Below are 16,955 nucleotides of genomic sequence, written 5' to 3'. Positions count from 1 at the left end.
GCCGGTGGGGCCGCCTCCGCACATCACCGATACACAACCACAGAGCACACAGCATTACCGAAAAATAGAAAATCCGAAGGAGGATTCCATGACAACGCCTCATGCGCCACGCCGCAGAATGAAGGCTGTCGGTGCGACCGGTTTGAGTGCGGCTCTTGCCCTTACTCTCGGCGTGCCCGCCACTTTCTCTGCCGCTCACGCTCAGAGCCCCCAGCAGGTCGAAGGAAGCACTGCGAGCGCATCCGGTGACGCTGCCTCGCGTATCAGCCCGGGCCTGCAGAAGGCTGAAGGCCAGATCACTGTGTATGTGCAGTTCAAGGGCAAGGGTGCGTATGAGCAGACCCAGTCCGCGGCTGTTCTGGCACGTAAGGAGGCGCCGGCGAACCGTCAGGCGCAGGTGCAGGCTATTGCAGCTCAGGTGCAGTCGCAGGCTCAGTCTGTGGCGGCTGCTTCTGGCGCGAAGCTGATGTACACGACGCATAATGCGATGCGTGGTGCGGCGATTACTGGTGATGCTGCGCAGATTCGTGCGTTGGCGGAGCGCCCGGATGTGGAGCGTATTTCGCCGATTATCGCGAAGGAGCGCATGAACTCCGGTAGCGAGATTGATACGAAGACTCTTGCTACGTGGACTCGTGAGAATACGGGGTACACGGGTAAGGGTGTGAAGATTGCGATTGTTGACTCCGGTGTTGACTATACGCACGCTGATTTTGGTGGCCCCGGTACGGTGGATTCGTACCTGAAGGCTAAGGCGATGACGGAGCTTCCGACTGCTGATTCGGGTCTGATTGATCGTAATAAGTTCATTGGCGGCATTGACTTGGTCGGTGATGACTACAATGCGTCGGTGGCTGAGAAGTCGACTCCGCAGCCGGATAATAACCCGCTGGATTGCCGTCCGGATGGTTTCGGTTCTGGCGGTCACGGCACGCACGTGGCGGGTACTGCCGCCGGTTATGGTGTGACGGCGAACGGTACGACTTACCGTGGCGATTACAAGAACCTGACGGAGGAACAGCTGAAGGGCATGTCCATTGGCCCCGGTACTGCTCCTGAGGCTCAGATTTTGGCGATTCGCGTGTTCGGTTGCTACGGCAATTCGAGTGTTGTGATGAAGGCGCTCGATACCGTGATGGACCCGAATGGTGACGGTGATTTCTCTGACCGCGCCGACATTGTGAACCTGTCGCTCGGTGGCGAGTTCGCCCCGGCTGACGACCCCGAGTCGTACATGATTAACACGATGGCACGTCAGGGTGTGTTCACTGTGGCTGCTGCCGGTAACGCCAATAACTACAACGGTGTGGGTGACACCTACTCCGATTCGGGTAGCCCGGCGAATGCGGCTGCGGCGCTGTCGGTGGCGAACGCCTACGGTTCGACTCAGCCGATTGACCGTGCCCGCGTGACCACGAAGACCGGTTTGGAGTGGTTGCAGGGTGATTATTCGGTGAACTTCGATTATTCGAAGGCGTCCGCTGATCAGCTGCGCGGCGAGGTTGTTGCCGCGCCGAAGCGTAACCGTTACGCCTGCGAGGCTTTCACCGCTGAAGAGGCGAAGGCTTTGAAGGGCAAGTGGGTTTACTTCGACTGGGATCAGGACGATTTGACGTTCCCGTGCGGTTCGAAGACTCGTTTCGATAACGTTCAGGCTGCCGGCGGTGTTGGCGTGGTGATGGCTGGTAAGGCTGAGCGCTACTCCATCGGTATTGGCGGTAACGCAACCATTCCGGGTCTGCGTCTGACTGCTTCTTCGACGAAGGACCTGGAGAAGGCTCTGGCTGCCGGTCCGGTAACCGTTGAGATGAACCTGGACTACAAGGCTTCGGGTCGTAGCTCCCACTCGCACGCTTTTGACCTGAACACTTCGAGTGCTCGCGGCCAGCACGGTGCTGACGGCTTCATTAAGCCTGACCTTGCGGCGCCGGGTACTGAGATCGTCTCTGCCGCTGTGGGTATGGGTAATAAGGGTGTTTCCTTCACCGGTACCTCCATGGCTACCCCGCATGTGACCGGTATTGCCGCTCTGGTGATGCAGGCGCATCAGGATTACAACCCGCAGATGATTAAGGCTGCGCTGATGAACGGCGCGTCCACTCCCATCAAGAATGAGCAGGGTGCTCAGTACGCGGTGGATCGTGTGGGTACCGGCATGGTGAATGCTCGCGCCGCCGTGGACGCAAAGGTTATCGCGTACGATGCGAAGACCCCCGAGCGTGTTTCGACCGCGTTCGGCGTGCTGGAGTACACCCCCGATTCGGGTATTCAGACTGTTCAGCGTGAAATCGTGCTGGATAACACCGACTCGCAGGCTCACACCTACACCCTGAACTACGAGGCAAGCACGACCATCCCGGGTGTGGAGTACTCCTACCCGCAGCAGGTGAGCGTGGGTGCCGGTGAGCGTAAGAACGTGACCGTGACCGTGCGTATTGACCCGTCCAAGCTGGAGAAGACCATGGACCCGGCGATGAGCGCCGACCACGTCGCTCAGGACTGGACGACCGGTCAGACTCTGATTGCCGGTAAGCGCCAGTACATTGCGAGCGCTTCTGGTCGCCTGATTTTCTCTGAGAATGGTCGCGAGGCGATCCGCCAGTCGATTCACGTGGCGCCCAAGCCTGTCTCGAAGATGCGTGTTGATGCATCCCGCATTGATTACAAGGGCATTGCCGATAAGGAGTCCACGGTGACTCTGCGCGGTACGACCCTGAACCAGGGCGGTTACCGTTCGCTGCTGGGTGCGTTTGAGCTGGGTGCGGTCAGCGACCGTATTCCGTCCGGTCAGCTGAAGCTGCCGTCGAACCAGTCTGTTGATCTGCAGTATGTGGGTGCCGCCTCGGACGCTCCGGCGTTGAAGGCTGCGGGCAAGAACCCGAACGATGGTTCTCTGTTCTTCGGTATTTCGACCTGGGGTACTTGGGATAGCATGCACTGGGGCCGTCAGGTACAGGTGCAGATTGATACCAACAACGACTCCACCGCAGACTACGTTCTGGAAGTGACCCGCGAGAAGGGTCTGGACTACCCGCTGGTGAAGGTCTGGTCCATCTCCGGTAACGCATCCTACGTGGTGGCTCGCTACCCGCTGAACAGCGCCTGGGGTGACACCGACACCAACATCATGGACACCAACACCATGATTCTGGGTGTGCCGCTGAAGGACCTGGGCCTGACCGCTGAGAAGGCTCAGAGCATCAAGTACACGGTGCAGACCGACACCTGGTACAACGAGGGCAACTCCTACGTGGACACCACCTCCGCGATTGAGTACTCCCCCTTCAACCCCGGTGTTTGGTTCACCGGTGAGGAGTCGGGCGTACCCGGCCTGTTCGTGGACCGTGACGGCGGCCAGCTGACCGTTCACCGCAAGAACAACAACAAGGAGCGTCAGGCTCTGTTCCTGCACATGCACAATGCGACCGGTGACCTGAGCGGCCGTAAGACCGCTAACGGTGTTGCCGCTGGCGACCGTGCGCAGGTCGTGAAGGTGGCTCGCACCCTCCACGATGCACGCTTCACCGACGTTCCGGCGGATAACCAGTTCTACCGTGAAATCACGTGGATTGCTGCCCGTCAGATTGACCGCGGCTACCAGGACGGCACCTTCCGCCCGCTGAACAACATGGACCGCGCAACCATGGCGGCGTACTTCTACCGCATGAGCGGCTCGCCGCAGTACACCGCACCGTCCACCCCGAGCTTCTCGGATGTTCCGCTCAACCACCCCTACTACAAGGAGATTGAGTGGATGAAGGCTCAGGGCATCACCACCGGTTGGCCCGATGGCACCTACCGCCCGGAGGGTTCGGTGAACCGTGACGCGATGGCTGCGTTCTTCTACCGTTACGCAGGTTCGCCCGAGTACACTGCCCCCGCGCAGGCTCGTTTCACGGACGTTCCGACCGACAAGCAGTTCTACCGCGAGATCTCGTGGCTGGCTGAGCAGGGCGTGACCACCGGTTGGCCTGATGGTTCGTTCCGCCCCGTGGAGCCGGTGCACCGCGACGCTATGGCGGCGTTCGTGTACCGCTACAGCACGGGCGTGCTGAAGGAAAGCCCTGAAATCTAGGGGCACAGAATCTAAAAACCCTAAATTCTAGGGTTCGTAAGGTTCTACCGCTGTAGGTGCTACCTCAGCAGGTTTTACCGAGGGAGCCGTACCGTTGCAGTTTCTGCGCGGTGCGGCTCCCTTTTTCTGTGGTTGGGTAAGTTTGTATTCCGCGTCATGTTCCGTAATACGAGTCTGACTAGGTTATATAAAGAATCGTTGAGACAATAAATGAAGGTTTCTTCACCGTCGGCATGAACCTTGACGTTCACGCCGCGCAGATGCACTGGAGACGGAGTACAGACGCACCGAAGCACTCTCGGTGCAGACCCCTCGGTGCACAACTCTCGGTGCAACGCCACAGGTGCAGAAACCGCTAAGGAACACACCATCACTAAATAAGGAGCATTCAGTGGCAACCTTCCCTGAAGCTACCCCCGCGCGAGCCACCCGGCACACACAGCCGGGCCGCCTCAAGCAGCTGGCACGCAGCTGCGGCGCACTCACCCTGGGGCTCACCCTCGGGCTGACCGCCCTGCCGTTCGGTACCGCCGCCTACGCGGCACCGGGCGTAGTACGCGGCGTAGATCGGGACGCACCCCGCCAGAACACCGGCACCGGCGAGAACAGCAACGAAGTCCTCTCCCCCAGCCTGGACGGCGCCACCGGCGAACGCGCCGTGTTCGTCCGATTCAAGGGCAAGGGCGCCTACGCCCAGACCCAGCCGGACGCAGTCCGCTCCCGCGCGCAGGCACCCGTCAACGCGCAGGCACAGGTGCAGGCAATCCGCGCCAGCGTGCAGCAGCAGGGCGCCTCCGCGGCGAAGGAATCCGGCGCGCAGGTCCTCTACACCACCCACAACACGATGCGTGGCGTGGCGCTCTACGGTAACGTCGAGCAGATTCGTGCGCTCGCGAACCGTGACGATGTGGAACGCATCAGCATCATCGAGGACATGGCGCCCCAGAACACCGGCTCCCTGATTGATACCGACACGCTCTCCGTGTGGGCGAAGAGCCCGCAGAATCCCGCCTCCACCGGCTACACCGGCAAGGGCGTGAAGATCGTGGTGCTCGACACCGGCATCGACTACACTCACGCCGATTTGGGCGGCCCCGGAACCCAGGAAGCCTACGAGAAGGCGAAGGCATCCGACACGATCCCCGAGGGCACCTACGATTCGAAGAAGTTCCTCGGCGGCTACGACCTGGTCGGTGACGACTACAACTCCGCCAAGAAGGAAACCTCCACTCCCCACCCGGACGCTAACCCGCTCGACTGCGGCGGCCACGGCAGCCACGTTGCCGGCACCGCGGCGGGCTACGGCGTGAACGCGGACGGCTCGACCTTCCACGGCGACTACTCCAAGCTCACCGAAGAGCACCTCAAGGACATGAAAATCGGCCCCGGCTCCGCACCGGACGCCCAGCTGATTGGTCTGCGCATCTTCGGTTGTAAGGGCACCACCGCGTTCGTCCCCAAGGGCCTGGACCGCGTGCTCGACCCCAACGATGACGGCGACTTCTCCGACCGCGCCGACATCGCGAACCTGTCGCTCGGCAACGAGTTCGGCGTGTTCGATGAGACCGTGAACTACGCGGTCGGCTCCCTCTACCGCGAGGGCATCCTCTCCGTGGTTGCGGCGGGTAACGCCAACAACTACAACGCCGTGGGCGACACCTACTCCAACTCGGGCGGTCCCGGCACCAGCGCCTACGGCTTGACCGTGGCGAACTCGATTGGTTCGACCCAGATGGCGGACCGCGTGAAGATTCTTGCCCCCGCGAATGAGGCGGACACTTACGGCGACTACTCGGTGAGCTTCGACTATTCGAAGGCGACCGAGGAGCAGCTGCGCGGCACCGTGGCGCGTGCCGCCTCCCGCAACCGTTACGCCTGTGAGGCATTCACCGAGGAGGAGGCCGCCACATTGAAGGGCAAGTGGGCTCTCATCGACTGGGCGGACGCTGACGGCGTAGCACCCTGCGGTTCGAAGGTACGCTTCGACAACCTGCAGGCTGCGGGCGCAACCGGCGTGGTCATCGCCTCGAACACGGAGGTGGGCGACACCGCTATCGGCGGTAACTCCTCCATTCCGGGCGTGCGCCTGGCAAAGAGCCAGGTGGAGCGCCTTTCCGCGCAGATTGATTCGGGTGAGCTGACCCTGCAGCTCGGCGAGAACCTGCGCGACTCGATTCGCGTGCCCAACGGCAAGCTGGATCAGGCGAACACCTCCACCGCGCGTGGCCTGCACGGCTCGCACGGCATCACCAAGCCGGACGTTGCGGCACCGGGCACGAACATTTCCTCCATCCTGGTCGGTGGCGGTACCGAGGCGACCGTGAAGACCGGTACGTCCATGTCCACGCCCTTTGTTGCCGGTGTTGCGGCACTGATTATGCAGGCGCACCCGGAGTACGGTCCGCGCATGATTAAGACCGCCATCATGAACACCGCCGACCACCGCATGCAGGACGCCTGGGGCAACCCGTACGCGGTGGACCGCGTGGGTACCGGCCGCATCAACACCCCGGCTGCTGTAGCTGGCAAGGTGTTCCTGTTCAACGCCGCCCGCCCCGAGCAGGTTTCGGACACTTTCGGCGTGCTGGAGTACGCCCCGAACGCCGGTGTGCAGACCCTGCAGCACCGCGTGAGCGTCGAGAATACCGACTCGGTGGCGCACACCTACACCCTGAACTATGAGGGCAGCACGAGCATCCCGGGCGTGGAGTTCTCCTACCCGCAGTCCGTGTCTGTGGGTGCCGGTCAGACCGCCACGTTCACCGTGACGGTGCGTATTGACCCGTCGAAGCTGGAGAAGACCATCGACCCGTCCATGTACCCGAACCAGGATTCGGTAAACTACTCGACCGGCACGGTCACCATTTCGGGTGCCCGCCAGTACATTGCGAGCGCTTCGGGCCGCCTGATTCTGACCGATGCTGATTCTTCGGCTGCGGTGAAGACCCTGCGCATGCCGCTGCACGTGGCACCGAAGCCGGTTTCCGCGATGCGTGTGGCTGGCTCCGATATCGCCTTCGACGCGGAGGGTTCCGGCGCGACCGAGCAGACCCTGACCCTGCAGGGTACCGCCGTGGATCAGGGCGGTTACCGCTCCCTGCTGGGTGCCTTCGAGCTGGGTGCTTCGAGCCCGCGCATCCCGACCGCGAAGCTGGGTATCGGTTCGGATTCCCGCATGGACCTGCAGTACGTGGGTGCCGCCTCGGACGTGGCGGCGTTGAAGGCTGCCGGTGCGGACACCTCCGACGCGCGCCTGTCCTTCGGTATTTCGACCTGGGGTAACTGGCAGGAGGTGACCCCGCGCGGCACCTACTACGTGTTCGTTGATACGAACAAGGACGGCACGAGCGACTACCGCCTGCAGACGGTGCGTGAGAAGGGCCTGGACTACCCGCTGGTGAAGGTCTCTAAGCGTAGCAACGGCAAGTGGCAGGCCATCGAGAACGCCCTGTACCCGCTGAACGGCACCTGGGGTGACACGGACACCAACATCATGGATTCGAACACCCTGGTGATGACTGTTCCGCTGAGCGTTCTGGGTCTGGACCCGAACGCCGAGTCCACCGAGATTTCGTACTCGGTGACCACTTCTAGCGCGTTCTCCGCTACGACTGTGGTTGATACGACTGATTCGGTGGCGTTCAACTATGCGGCGCCGAAGCTGTGGTTCAGCGGCGATTCGGCGGGCGTTCCGAACCTGTTCGTGGACGCACCGGGCACGAACCTGGTGGCACACCGCAGTGGTGAGGCGAAGGGCTCTGCCCTGTTCCTGCACATGCACAACGCGACCGGCGACCTGTCGGGCGTGAACGGTGCGGCCGGTGAGCGTGCGCAGGTTCTGCGCGTTTCCTCGTCCTCCGAGGCTCCCGCCGAGAGTGCGCACTTCAAGGATGTTCCGGCGGATTACCTGTTCGTGAACGACATTAACTGGCTGGCTCAGCGTCGTATCACGACCGGTTACCCGGACGGTACGTTCCGCCCGAATGGTTCGGTGGAGCGCGGCGCTATGGCGGCGTTCTTCTACCGTATGGCGGGTTCGCCGCAGTTCACTGCGCCGTCCACTCCGAGCTTCAAGGACGTGCCGCGTGACCACCCGTTCTACAAGGAGATTGAGTGGATGCGCGCCGGCGGCATTACGACCGGCTGGTCTGACGGTACGTTCCGCCCGAATGCTGCGGTGAATCGTGACGCGATGGCGGCGTTCTTCTACCGTTTTGCGGGTTCGCCGGCGTATTCGGCTCCTGCGGTGTCGCCGTTTAGTGACGTGTCGACCGGTAGCCAGTTCTACCGTGAGATTGCGTGGTTGGCGGATCAGCGTATTACGACGGGTTGGGCTGATGGTTCGTTCCGTCCGGTTCAGCCGATTGAGCGTGGCGCGATGGCGGCGTTCTTGCACCGCTATAACGTGCGGGTGCTGAATAACCGCTAGTCGGATGCGGATGTGAGGGCCGTGTCGGGGTGGAGTTTTCTGCCTCGGCACGGCTCTTTCTGTGGGCTGTTATGTCTGCGGCGTAGACTTAGGTTATGCGTGAATTACAGGCACAGAACGGCAAGGATGAAACGCTGTCAGCTACTCGGGATTCCCTTGACCAGGAGGAGCTTCTGAGCGCAGCGGCGGACTTCGTTGACCGCTATGAGAGCGTCTTTGAAAACCTGAGCCGCTAATCACCGCGCGGGCTATAAGGTGGAGCGTACACTTAAGTCATGCGTGAATTACAGGCACAGATCATCCGTGAAATGGGCGTCAAGCCCAACATGACCGAAGAGCAGGCACGCGAAGAAGTGGAGCGCCGCATCCAGTTCATCTGCGACTACCTGGAAGCCACCGGAAGCCGTGGCCTGGTACTGGGCATCAGCGGCGGCATCGACTCCACCCTGGCCGGTCGCCTCTGCCAGCTGGCGGTCGACCGCCTCAACGAGCGTGGCCGCACCACCGAGTTCGTGGCGGTGCGCCTGCCCTACCGTGTGCAGCACGACGAAGAGGACGCGCAGGAGGCACTGCGCTTCATCCAGCCGTCCCGCTCCCTCACCTTCAACATTGCGGAGGCCGTCGACGGCTTCGACACCGCCTACGTTGCCGCGACCGGCGAGCAGATGAGCGACTTCAACAAGGGTAATGTGAAGGCGCGCGCCCGCATGGTCGCCCAGTATGCGGTGGCTGGCGGCCCCGGCTACCTGGTGGTGGGCACCGACCACGCGGCGGAGTCCATTACGGGTTTCTTCACGAAGTTCGGTGACGGCGGCGCGGACCTGCTGCCGCTGTACGGCCTGAATAAGCGCCAGAACCAGCTGCTGCTGCGGGTGCTGGGTGCGTCCGAGCGTCTGTGGGCTAAGCCTCCGACCGCTGACCTGTTGGACGGTGTGCCCGGCCGTACCGATGAGGATGAGCTGGGTCTGACCTACCCGCAGATTGATGACTACCTGGAGGGTAAGGAAATCGACGAGGCGGCGGCGGAGAAGCTGGAGCAGATTTACCTGCGTAGCCGCCATAAGCGCACTACTCCGGTGACGATTTTTGATTCCTGGTGGAAGAACTAGCGTCTCCAATTTAGCGCCCTGAACCATAGTGAAAGCCCCGGGCTCCCAAGTGGGAGTCCGAGGCTTTTACTATGTATTTGCAGACCGAGGATTACGCCTTCTGCTCGAGCTGTGCGGCAGAAACTTCCTCGGAACCTTCAGTCTCAACCTCAGCCTCAGCCGGGGGTACCTTCGCGCCCCCGGTGGTGAGGAACAGTACCAGACCCAGCGCGCAGGCGAGCACCTGGGTGAAGGGGAACGCCCAGGTCAGGCCCTTAAAGCCGAACCACATGTTGCCGAAGTACACAGCGGGGAAGAACAGCAGCGCAATGCCGAGGGTCATCAGCATTGCCGGGCGGCCCTTACCGGACGCCTGGAACCAAGAGACGAACACGATGCTAACGGCATTGAACACGGCGGCGAGCATGAGCGCGACCATGACCTCTTCACCGGTGGACATCAGACGCTCATCGCCCACTACGGCGAGCAGTTCGCGGCGGAAAATCAGCACCGGAATGGTGATGGTTACGGAGGTAATGACGGACAGCATGGTTGCGGTGCGCAGCGCCTGCTTTACGCGGGCGCCGTTGCGGGCACCGTACGCGTAGGCGTACAGCGGGATACCACCCATGCACAGGCCCATACACAGCATTTCGGGGACCATGTTCAGGCGCATTGCCAGGCCGAACGCCGCCACGGTGTCGTCACCGTAGGATGCGGCGAGGTTGTTCAGCAGCAGGGCGGCGAAGATCAGGTTGAGGCTCTGAATGAGCTCAGCGGCACCGACCGCGACCACGGGCTTGATGATGGCGGGGTCGAGGGAGAAGTCGCGGATGTTCGCGGAGAAGTTCTCGCTCTTGCGCATCAGGAACTGCAGGTAGTACAGCATGGACGCGGCGTTAGCCAGCAGCATCGCCCAGCCTGCACCGGCAATACCCATGTCCATGACGGCGATGAACAGCACGTCGAAGATGCAGGTGACGACGGTGCCGACGATGATGCCGTACATGGACTGCTTGGCGTAGCCTTCGGAACGCACGAGCTGTTCGAGGGTGAACATGCCGATAGCGAGGGGCGCGCCGAGGAACATCAGGTGCACGTAGATGCGGGTCGGTTCGTACGAGCCGCCGGAGGCACCCATGATGCTGGTAATCGGGTCGGCGAGGATGAAGCCAATAGCAGCAGCGATAACACCGGCACCGAGCGCAGAATACAGCGCGAAGGAGGTGACGCGGTGGATTTCGTGGGCGGGTTCGCCTGCGCCGAGCTTGCGGGAGGCGAGGGTGGAGGCGCCCAGACCGAACAGGCCGGCGATTGCCATGATGACGCCGAAGACGGGCACGCCGTAGCCGGTTGCGGCGAGTTCTTCGACGCTGCCGTAGTGGCCGACGAAGTAGGAGTTCACCACGTTGTAGATGCTGGTGATGGCGAGGCCGAGCGCCATGGGCACGCCGAGGGAGAGGAGCGCCTTGAGGATGGGTGCTTCTTTGAGCAGGTAGATGTTCTGCGGGTCTTCGCTTGCGCCGTGCGGGCCATGCGGGCCGTGTCCTGCGGCGGGTGCGGTGTTGGGTGCAGTGTTTTCGGAAACACCGTTTTTGGGTGCGTTGTTTTCAGTCTGGTGAGGTGTCATAAATTCTTGTGATTCTGGTCTGTGTTGGGTCCGGTGCGCGGTGAATGACGCGGTAAGAGGCGTGGTTCGCGCGAAAAACGGGCTAGTGTATTGTACCGTCTTCACATGGTGGTGGGTCTAGAGGTTTAGACATAAAAAGTAACGAGGCGCCCCTCCCCCGCTGTTCGGGGTGGGGCGCCTCGCCTCATACATAAGAGCGTGAGCTATTCGAGCTCGATCGGGCCGAGCACACGCATAACCTCGATGTCCAGGCGTTCCTGGATTTGGTGCAGTACGTTCGTGTCGATTCTGCCTTCGTCGCGCAGACGCTTGAGAATATCGCGCTGAACTTCGAGCACGCCCAGACGCAGTTCCTTCTCCTTTTCGTGCGCTTCGAGCACCTTCAGCACGTTTTCGGGGGTGTCGTCGCCGTGCACGTGCAGGGTGTGCAGGTTACGGTACATACTCATGTGGAACATGTGTTCTTCCGCGATGCGGTCGATGACTTCCTGCGGGGCGTTGATGCGTCCACCAATTTCCTGGATGGAGTCGAAAGACTCGGCAATCATGGTGCGGATTGCTTCGTTCATTTCTTCTTCTTCGCTGTTGTCGACCGGCAGGTTCGCCCAGCGGATCACGGCGGGTAGCAGCATGCCCTGGACGACCATGGAGCACAGCACCACGCCGGACACCACGAAGATGACGAAGTCGCGGTATTCAACACTCGCCGGGATGGACAGTGCCACCGCCAGGGATACGCCGCCGCGCAGACCCGCCATGGTGGAGACGACGCGGCCGCGGTGGGTGGTGCGCAGGGAACGCTGCTTTTCGCTGCGGTCGAGCAGGCGAATCGTGAAGATGAACGCATGCAAGAACACGTAGCGGATGACCACGCAGGAAATCCAGGCAACCAGTACGGCGAGCAGGGCGACACCCCAGCTGGAGCGGTCGTTTCCAAGCACAAGGCCGGCGCGTTCCACGGCGGAGGGCAGCTGCACACCGACCATGACGAACAGCACGGCGTTCATGACGAAGGTGACGAACGCCCAGGTGGGCAGGCCGTAGGTGCGGTTCTGCGGGCGGATGGTGTCCGGGCTGTAGTAGGTGAGGAAGAACGCCGCAACCACCACGGCGACCACGCCGGAGCCCTTCATATCCGGGAGGGGCTCAATCTTCTCGGCGAGAATGAACGCGATGAAGGGCACGGTCAGCATGAAGCAGGTGAACCACATCGGGTTGTCGATGTGGGCACGAATCTTATTGGCTACCCAGCCAACCGCCAGGCCGACCAGAATACCGATGAGGAAGGAGAAGACGAACATGCCAGCCGCGTGACCGAGGGCGCGCTCTTGGCCGGCGGCTACCTGCACCGCGAGGGCTAACAGCACGAGGGTCGTGCCGTCGTTGATGAGTGCCTCCGCCTTGAGGGTGGTGATGGAGGACTTGGGTAGCTTGCCGTTGAGGGTTGCCACAGCAACCGCGTCGGTAGGTGCGAGCGCCACGCCAATCAGCAGTGCCGCACCCCAGACGTACACGCCGGCGAAGGCGTGCAGAATACCCGCCACACCAAAGGCGGTCACAATGACCAGCAGGGTTCCAGTGAGGATCACACCGCGGATGCGGGTGCGCACCTCACGCCATGAGGTGTTGCGGGTTTCCCAGAAGAGCATGACGGGCAGGAAGATTTCGAGGATGACGTGCGGCGGCAGGCCAAGCTCCTGCACTTCGTGCAGCTCGTGGGCGGGAATAATACCGATGGCCAGACCGATAAAAATCAGCACAATCGCGGGAGTGATGTGCGTCTTGTGCGCAATGATGGTTCCCACCAGGATGGCTAGTGAGAGCGCGATGAGGGATTCAAGCATGCTGTTCCTCTGCTGGGGGTCTCCGGTGTACTTCAGGGGTTTAAAGAGTACACCCGCGGTTTTATTCCCGGCGCTCGCTGGCGGGGCTGTCTAGTCGCTGGGTGCGGTTACCTTTCATGACGTTTTGTGTCATTCTGACGTGAACTTAGGGTCGTACTGTGTCAGAGAACAGAAAATCCGACCCCGTGAGTGCGCGCGAACACTCAGAACGTGAGAAGATAAGGTCATGACTGATAACAACACCGTAACCGGCAGCCCGCTTGTTAAGCGCGGCCTGGCCGACATGCTCAAGGGCGGCGTCATCATGGACGTCGTCACCCCCGAACAGGCTAAGATCGCTGAAGATGCTGGCGCTGTTGCCGTCATGGCTCTCGAGCGCGTTCCCGCGGATATTCGTGCGCAGGGCGGCGTGGCTCGTATGTCTGATCCGGACATGATTGAGGGCATCATTGATGCTGTTTCGATCCCGGTCATGGCGAAGGCACGCATCGGCCACTTCGTTGAGGCTCAGATTCTGGAGACCCTGAAGGTCGACTACATCGACGAGTCCGAGGTTCTTTCCCCCGCTGACTACGTGAACCACATTGACAAGCACCAGTTCAAGGTTCCGTTCGTGTGCGGTGCTACCAACCTGGGTGAGGCTCTGCGCCGTATCACCGAGGGTGCCGCTATGATTCGCTCGAAGGGCGAGGCTGGCACCGGTGACGTCTCTGAGGCAACCAAGCACATCCGCACCATTAAGCGTCAGATTGCTGAGCTGCAGGGCCTGTACAACACCATGCCCGACGAGCTGTACGTGAAGGCTAAGGAACTGGCTGCACCGTACGAGCTGGTTCTTGAGGTTGCTCAGACCGGCAAGCTGCCCGTCGTGATGTTCACTGCTGGTGGCGTGGCTACCCCCGCTGACGCTGCGATGATGATGCAGCTGGGTGCTGACGGCGTGTTCGTTGGTTCCGGTATCTTCAAGTCGGGCGACCCGGTTGCTCGCGCGAAGGCTATCGTGAAGGCTACCGCGTTCTACAACGACCCGGAGAAGGTTGCTGAGGCTTCTCGCGGCCTGGGTGAGGCTATGGTCGGCATTAACGTTGCTGACATTCCGGCACCGCACCGCCTGGCGGAGCGCGGCTGGTAATTCGTGCGCGCACCCCGCATCCGGGGTGAGCGTTTGATGAGGGGGTGGGGTTCGCTGAGGCGGGTCCCACCCCTTCTTGTTTTGTTGTTTTTGTGAAGGGAGCGGTGATGGTTGAGAAGGTTCAGCCCGGTGCTGTTTTGCCGGGTGAGGGTTTGACGGTTGGTGTTTTGGCGCTGCAGGGCGGTGTGCGTGAGCACGCGCTGATGCTGGAGTCGCTGGGTGCGCAGGTGCGTTGGGTGCGTACCGGTGAGCAGCTTGAGGGTCTGGATGCGCTGGTTTTGCCGGGTGGTGAGTCGTCGACGATTGACCGCCTGACCCGCATTTTTGGTGTGCGTGAGCCGCTGATTGAGGCGATTTCTTCGGGTCTGCCGACCCTGGGTACGTGTGCTGGCCTGATTATGCTGTCGAAGCGTATTGATGATCCGGCGCCGGGCCAGCAGTCGCTGGGTGTCCTGGATGTTTCGGTGGGTCGTAACGCGTTTGGTTCGCAGGTTGATTCTGCGGAGGTGCGTCTGCCGTGGCTGACTCCTGCCGGTGATGAGGTGGTTATTGATACGGCGTTTATTCGTGCGCCGATTGTGACTGGTACCGGTGAGGGTGTGCAGGTGACGGCTCGTCACGAGGGGAAGATTGTGGGTGTGCGTTCGGGCAACCTGATTGGTATTTCTTTCCACCCGGAGGTTACGGGCGATACGACCGTGCATGAGGAGCTGCTGGCTCTGGCGCACGAGGTGAAGGGCAACTAGCCCCTCCCCCCGGAGAACCATTAAATAGTTGTGGCGGTGACCGTTGTTCGGTCACCGCCACAACTATTTTTGAGTGGGCTTATGCGTGAGTGGGTTTATGCGCGGGAGCTGCTGGGGATTTGGGGCTGGGCCTTCCACTGCTGGTAGGCGCTCGTGGCGAGGAATCGTGCACGGTTCGCGTCGCTGAGCGTCTTGATGTCTGCGGGGGCTGCCTCGTACCACTTTTCGTAGAGACGAATGATCATCTCGGGGTAGGCGGCTTCTTCCAGGTCGGCGCGGTGGGGGATGAATTCGTTGCGGTTCTTGATGTCTCGGTACTCGCTGCCGGCAAAGGGGTCGGTGACTCCGACGCTGGGCTGAGCGTTGTAGGCATCGATGTTTTGAACGTATTCGGGGAGGGTGCTCCGCCCTGCTTTGAGTGCGACGTGGCACTTGCTGTCGATTTCGCTGGGCTCAATGATGTGGCCGCCGTCTCCGAGGATGTGCCGGTACTCGATGTACGCGGGGTATTGTTCGTCGGTGCGCGGGACGGGCTTGGCGGCTTCTGCTGACGCGAGATCTTCGGCGGAGTATGAGGAGCAGCTGATGTACGGCGTGGTGCTTGCCGTTGCTGAGGCGCTCGCCGTGGAGGGTGAGGAGGTGCTGCTTGCCGCAGTATTCGCGCCACCGCAGGCGGCAAGGAACATCGCCAAAGGCAAGAGGGATGCAACCCTCAAAAATGACGTTTTCACATCAACCACTACCTAAACGAAGGACGAATATCTACTCCAATAATACTGGGGTAGAATTCTCCATGCTGGATACCGAAGTGTTGCCATCCTCCACCAACGCGCCAAATCGTCCAGTATCTATTATTAGGACTTGGTCCTACAAGCACCAAAGAACGAGCCATGGTGTAGTTACTAGGCATGATAGCCAAAGTTTCGACTGGAGAGAAATTCGTCTGGCCAATTCGCGTATAAGTACGCTCCCCATGCCATCTCGTCTTCAGCTTGTACCAAATCTCATATGCCATAGGTCGCGCGTTGGGGCGCTTCGAGGCTGAGTGCTTAGACCTCTTCAGAACTTCTTCCTGCTCAGCCCTATGAGAATCGCTAGCCTTCAGCACATCTACAGGTACGGTACGAAGCCAAGCCTGAAACTCCTCAATCTCCTTGCGAGTCTTTCCAAGGGCTTTAAGCTCTGACTCATTGGGGAAATAGCCACCGTGATAAAGGATTGCCTCGAAGTTATCACGAGTACCCTGCGAGGCCTGCGCAGCAGACATCCCCATTACCCCAGCCACAACACTGAGACCTGAACCAACAATAAACCGTTTACGAGAAATATTATTCATAACCTAAGTTTATAGACACAAATGATTGACAGTCAAGGGAAATTTGCGATTTTTTTCAATATCCAACATTTTGACCCACCGTGACACATAAGGGCACTTTTATTTGCCTGACTTGCGGATATATTGACTATGGAAATGCATATCGAACACATTCCAGTTGTTTTTATCAAGATGACATTTTGGTTTTTCTTAAATTTGACAAAAAATCCAACACCCATATTGAAAGGTGCTACACGCCCATCTGAAATATTTGATTATGCGAATAGCATCAGGCGGCGGGAACGTTGCTGAGGGTGACGACTACCTGGAGGTTTACCACGCTTGGCTGGTGGAGAAGCTGGACGGCGACCGTGTGCGCATCCTGACTCAGGAAAGCCAGTCTGGTGTTCCCGCGAAGGCTCTGGCTGCGTCTGTTCCGAACACTATGCTGAATGGCCACCAGGCGTGGCTGGACGGTCTGGTTGCTTACTCGAAGAACTAAGCACCTTAGTTCAGGGCGCGGCTGAATAGTCTGCTCAACCGCATTGAACGGGGCGCCTTGCCCCCTCATACATGAAAAGCCTTGGTTGTGAATACGTAATTCACAACCAAGGCTTTTCATGTTGCTACGGGTTTAGGGCAGGAGCGCCAACCCAAACTCAATAATGATTAGCGCAATAGCACACGCGAAGAGTA

The 16,955-nt window shown here is 60.4% G+C and carries 11 protein-coding genes; 7 read left to right on the top strand and 4 right to left on the bottom strand.

Going from position 1 to position 16,955, the window contains the following annotated elements; translation table 11 throughout:
- Positions 1–88 precede the first annotated feature (88 nt).
- The 4 genes from RWL87_RS08350 (at position 89) to nadE (ending at position 9,613) form a co-directional block, all read left to right on the top strand.
- Positions 89–4,075 (top strand): S8 family serine peptidase, encoded by a 3,987-nt coding sequence (locus tag RWL87_RS08350; protein WP_313969566.1) that lies wholly within the window; start codon positions 89–91, stop codon positions 4,073–4,075.
- A 391-nt stretch (positions 4,076–4,466) separates the two neighbouring features.
- Complete coding sequence (locus tag RWL87_RS08345) at positions 4,467–8,504, top strand: S8 family serine peptidase (protein WP_313969565.1); 4,038 nt, start codon at positions 4,467–4,469, stop codon at positions 8,502–8,504.
- Positions 8,505–8,599: 95 nt separating this feature from the next.
- Positions 8,600–8,740, top strand: coding sequence for a hypothetical protein (locus RWL87_RS08340; RefSeq protein WP_313969564.1), 141 nt, complete (start codon positions 8,600–8,602; stop codon positions 8,738–8,740).
- Between the two features lie 39 nt (positions 8,741–8,779).
- Positions 8,780–9,613 carry an ammonia-dependent NAD(+) synthetase gene (gene nadE / locus RWL87_RS08335; protein WP_313969563.1) on the top strand — a complete coding sequence of 278 codons (834 nt, stop codon included), beginning with the start codon at positions 8,780–8,782 and terminating at the stop codon, positions 9,611–9,613.
- 91 nt (positions 9,614–9,704) lie between these two features.
- On the opposite strand, the gene RWL87_RS08330 is transcribed toward nadE, so the two are convergent.
- Together RWL87_RS08330 and RWL87_RS08325 are read right to left on the bottom strand one after the other, a co-directional pair.
- Positions 9,705–11,222, bottom strand: coding sequence for an MATE family efflux transporter (locus RWL87_RS08330; RefSeq protein ID WP_313969562.1), 1,518 nt, complete (start codon positions 11,220–11,222; stop codon positions 9,705–9,707).
- 203 nt (positions 11,223–11,425) lie between these two features.
- Positions 11,426–13,066, bottom strand: coding sequence for a Na+/H+ antiporter (locus RWL87_RS08325; RefSeq protein WP_313969561.1), 1,641 nt, complete (start codon positions 13,064–13,066; stop codon positions 11,426–11,428).
- Between the two features lie 226 nt (positions 13,067–13,292).
- Here RWL87_RS08325 and pdxS point away from each other — a divergent pair, with 226 nt between their 5' ends.
- Together pdxS and pdxT are read left to right on the top strand one after the other, a co-directional pair.
- Positions 13,293–14,198, top strand: a complete 906-nt coding sequence (gene pdxS, locus RWL87_RS08320; protein ID WP_049333865.1) for a pyridoxal 5'-phosphate synthase lyase subunit PdxS — start codon at positions 13,293–13,295, stop codon at positions 14,196–14,198.
- 107 nt (positions 14,199–14,305) lie between these two features.
- The gene (gene pdxT, locus RWL87_RS08315) at positions 14,306–14,944 is read left to right on the top strand and encodes a pyridoxal 5'-phosphate synthase glutaminase subunit PdxT (protein WP_313969560.1); all 639 of its coding nucleotides are present in this window, start codon (positions 14,306–14,308) and stop codon (positions 14,942–14,944) included.
- A gap of 95 nt (positions 14,945–15,039) precedes the next feature.
- Here the strand turns inward: pdxT and RWL87_RS08310 are convergent, their stop codons facing one another.
- Both RWL87_RS08310 and RWL87_RS08305 read right to left on the bottom strand, forming a co-directional pair.
- Positions 15,040–15,675 carry a hypothetical protein gene (locus RWL87_RS08310; protein ID WP_313969559.1) on the bottom strand — a complete coding sequence of 212 codons (636 nt, stop codon included), beginning with the start codon at positions 15,673–15,675 and terminating at the stop codon, positions 15,040–15,042.
- An 8-nt stretch (positions 15,676–15,683) separates the two neighbouring features.
- A complete protein-coding gene (locus tag RWL87_RS08305) occupies positions 15,684–16,280 on the bottom strand; it encodes a hypothetical protein (RefSeq protein WP_313969558.1) in 597 nt (198 codons plus the stop codon).
- A gap of 256 nt (positions 16,281–16,536) precedes the next feature.
- On the opposite strand from RWL87_RS08305, the gene RWL87_RS08300 reads away from it, so the two are divergent.
- The gene (locus RWL87_RS08300; protein ID WP_313969557.1) at positions 16,537–16,761 is read left to right on the top strand and encodes a hypothetical protein; all 225 of its coding nucleotides are present in this window, start codon (positions 16,537–16,539) and stop codon (positions 16,759–16,761) included.
- Positions 16,762–16,955: the final 194 nt, after the last annotated feature.

Source organism: uncultured Rothia sp. (assembly GCF_963555405.1).
GTDB lineage: Bacteria > Actinomycetota > Actinomycetes > Actinomycetales > Micrococcaceae > Rothia.
The sequence above is the reverse complement of the archived record's forward strand: the minus strand, read 5'-3'. Positions and strand labels throughout refer to the sequence as shown.

Coding starts and splice junctions, on each gene's coding strand:
- nadE (WP_313969563.1), top strand. CDS start 8,780: ATGCGTGAATTACAGGCACAGATCATCCGTGAAATGGGCGTCAAGCCC.
- RWL87_RS08305 (WP_313969558.1), bottom strand. CDS start 16,280: ATGAATAATATTTCTCGTAAACGGTTTATTGTTGGTTCAGGTCTCAGT.
- pdxS (WP_049333865.1), top strand. CDS start 13,293: ATGACTGATAACAACACCGTAACCGGCAGCCCGCTTGTTAAGCGCGGC.
- RWL87_RS08330 (WP_313969562.1), bottom strand. CDS start 11,222: ATGACACCTCACCAGACTGAAAACAACGCACCCAAAAACGGTGTTTCC.
- RWL87_RS08340 (WP_313969564.1), top strand. CDS start 8,600: ATGCGTGAATTACAGGCACAGAACGGCAAGGATGAAACGCTGTCAGCT.
- pdxT (WP_313969560.1), top strand. CDS start 14,306: ATGGTTGAGAAGGTTCAGCCCGGTGCTGTTTTGCCGGGTGAGGGTTTG.
- RWL87_RS08350 (WP_313969566.1), top strand. CDS start 89: ATGACAACGCCTCATGCGCCACGCCGCAGAATGAAGGCTGTCGGTGCG.
- RWL87_RS08300 (WP_313969557.1), top strand. CDS start 16,537: ATGCGAATAGCATCAGGCGGCGGGAACGTTGCTGAGGGTGACGACTAC.
- RWL87_RS08325 (WP_313969561.1), bottom strand. CDS start 13,066: ATGCTTGAATCCCTCATCGCGCTCTCACTAGCCATCCTGGTGGGAACC.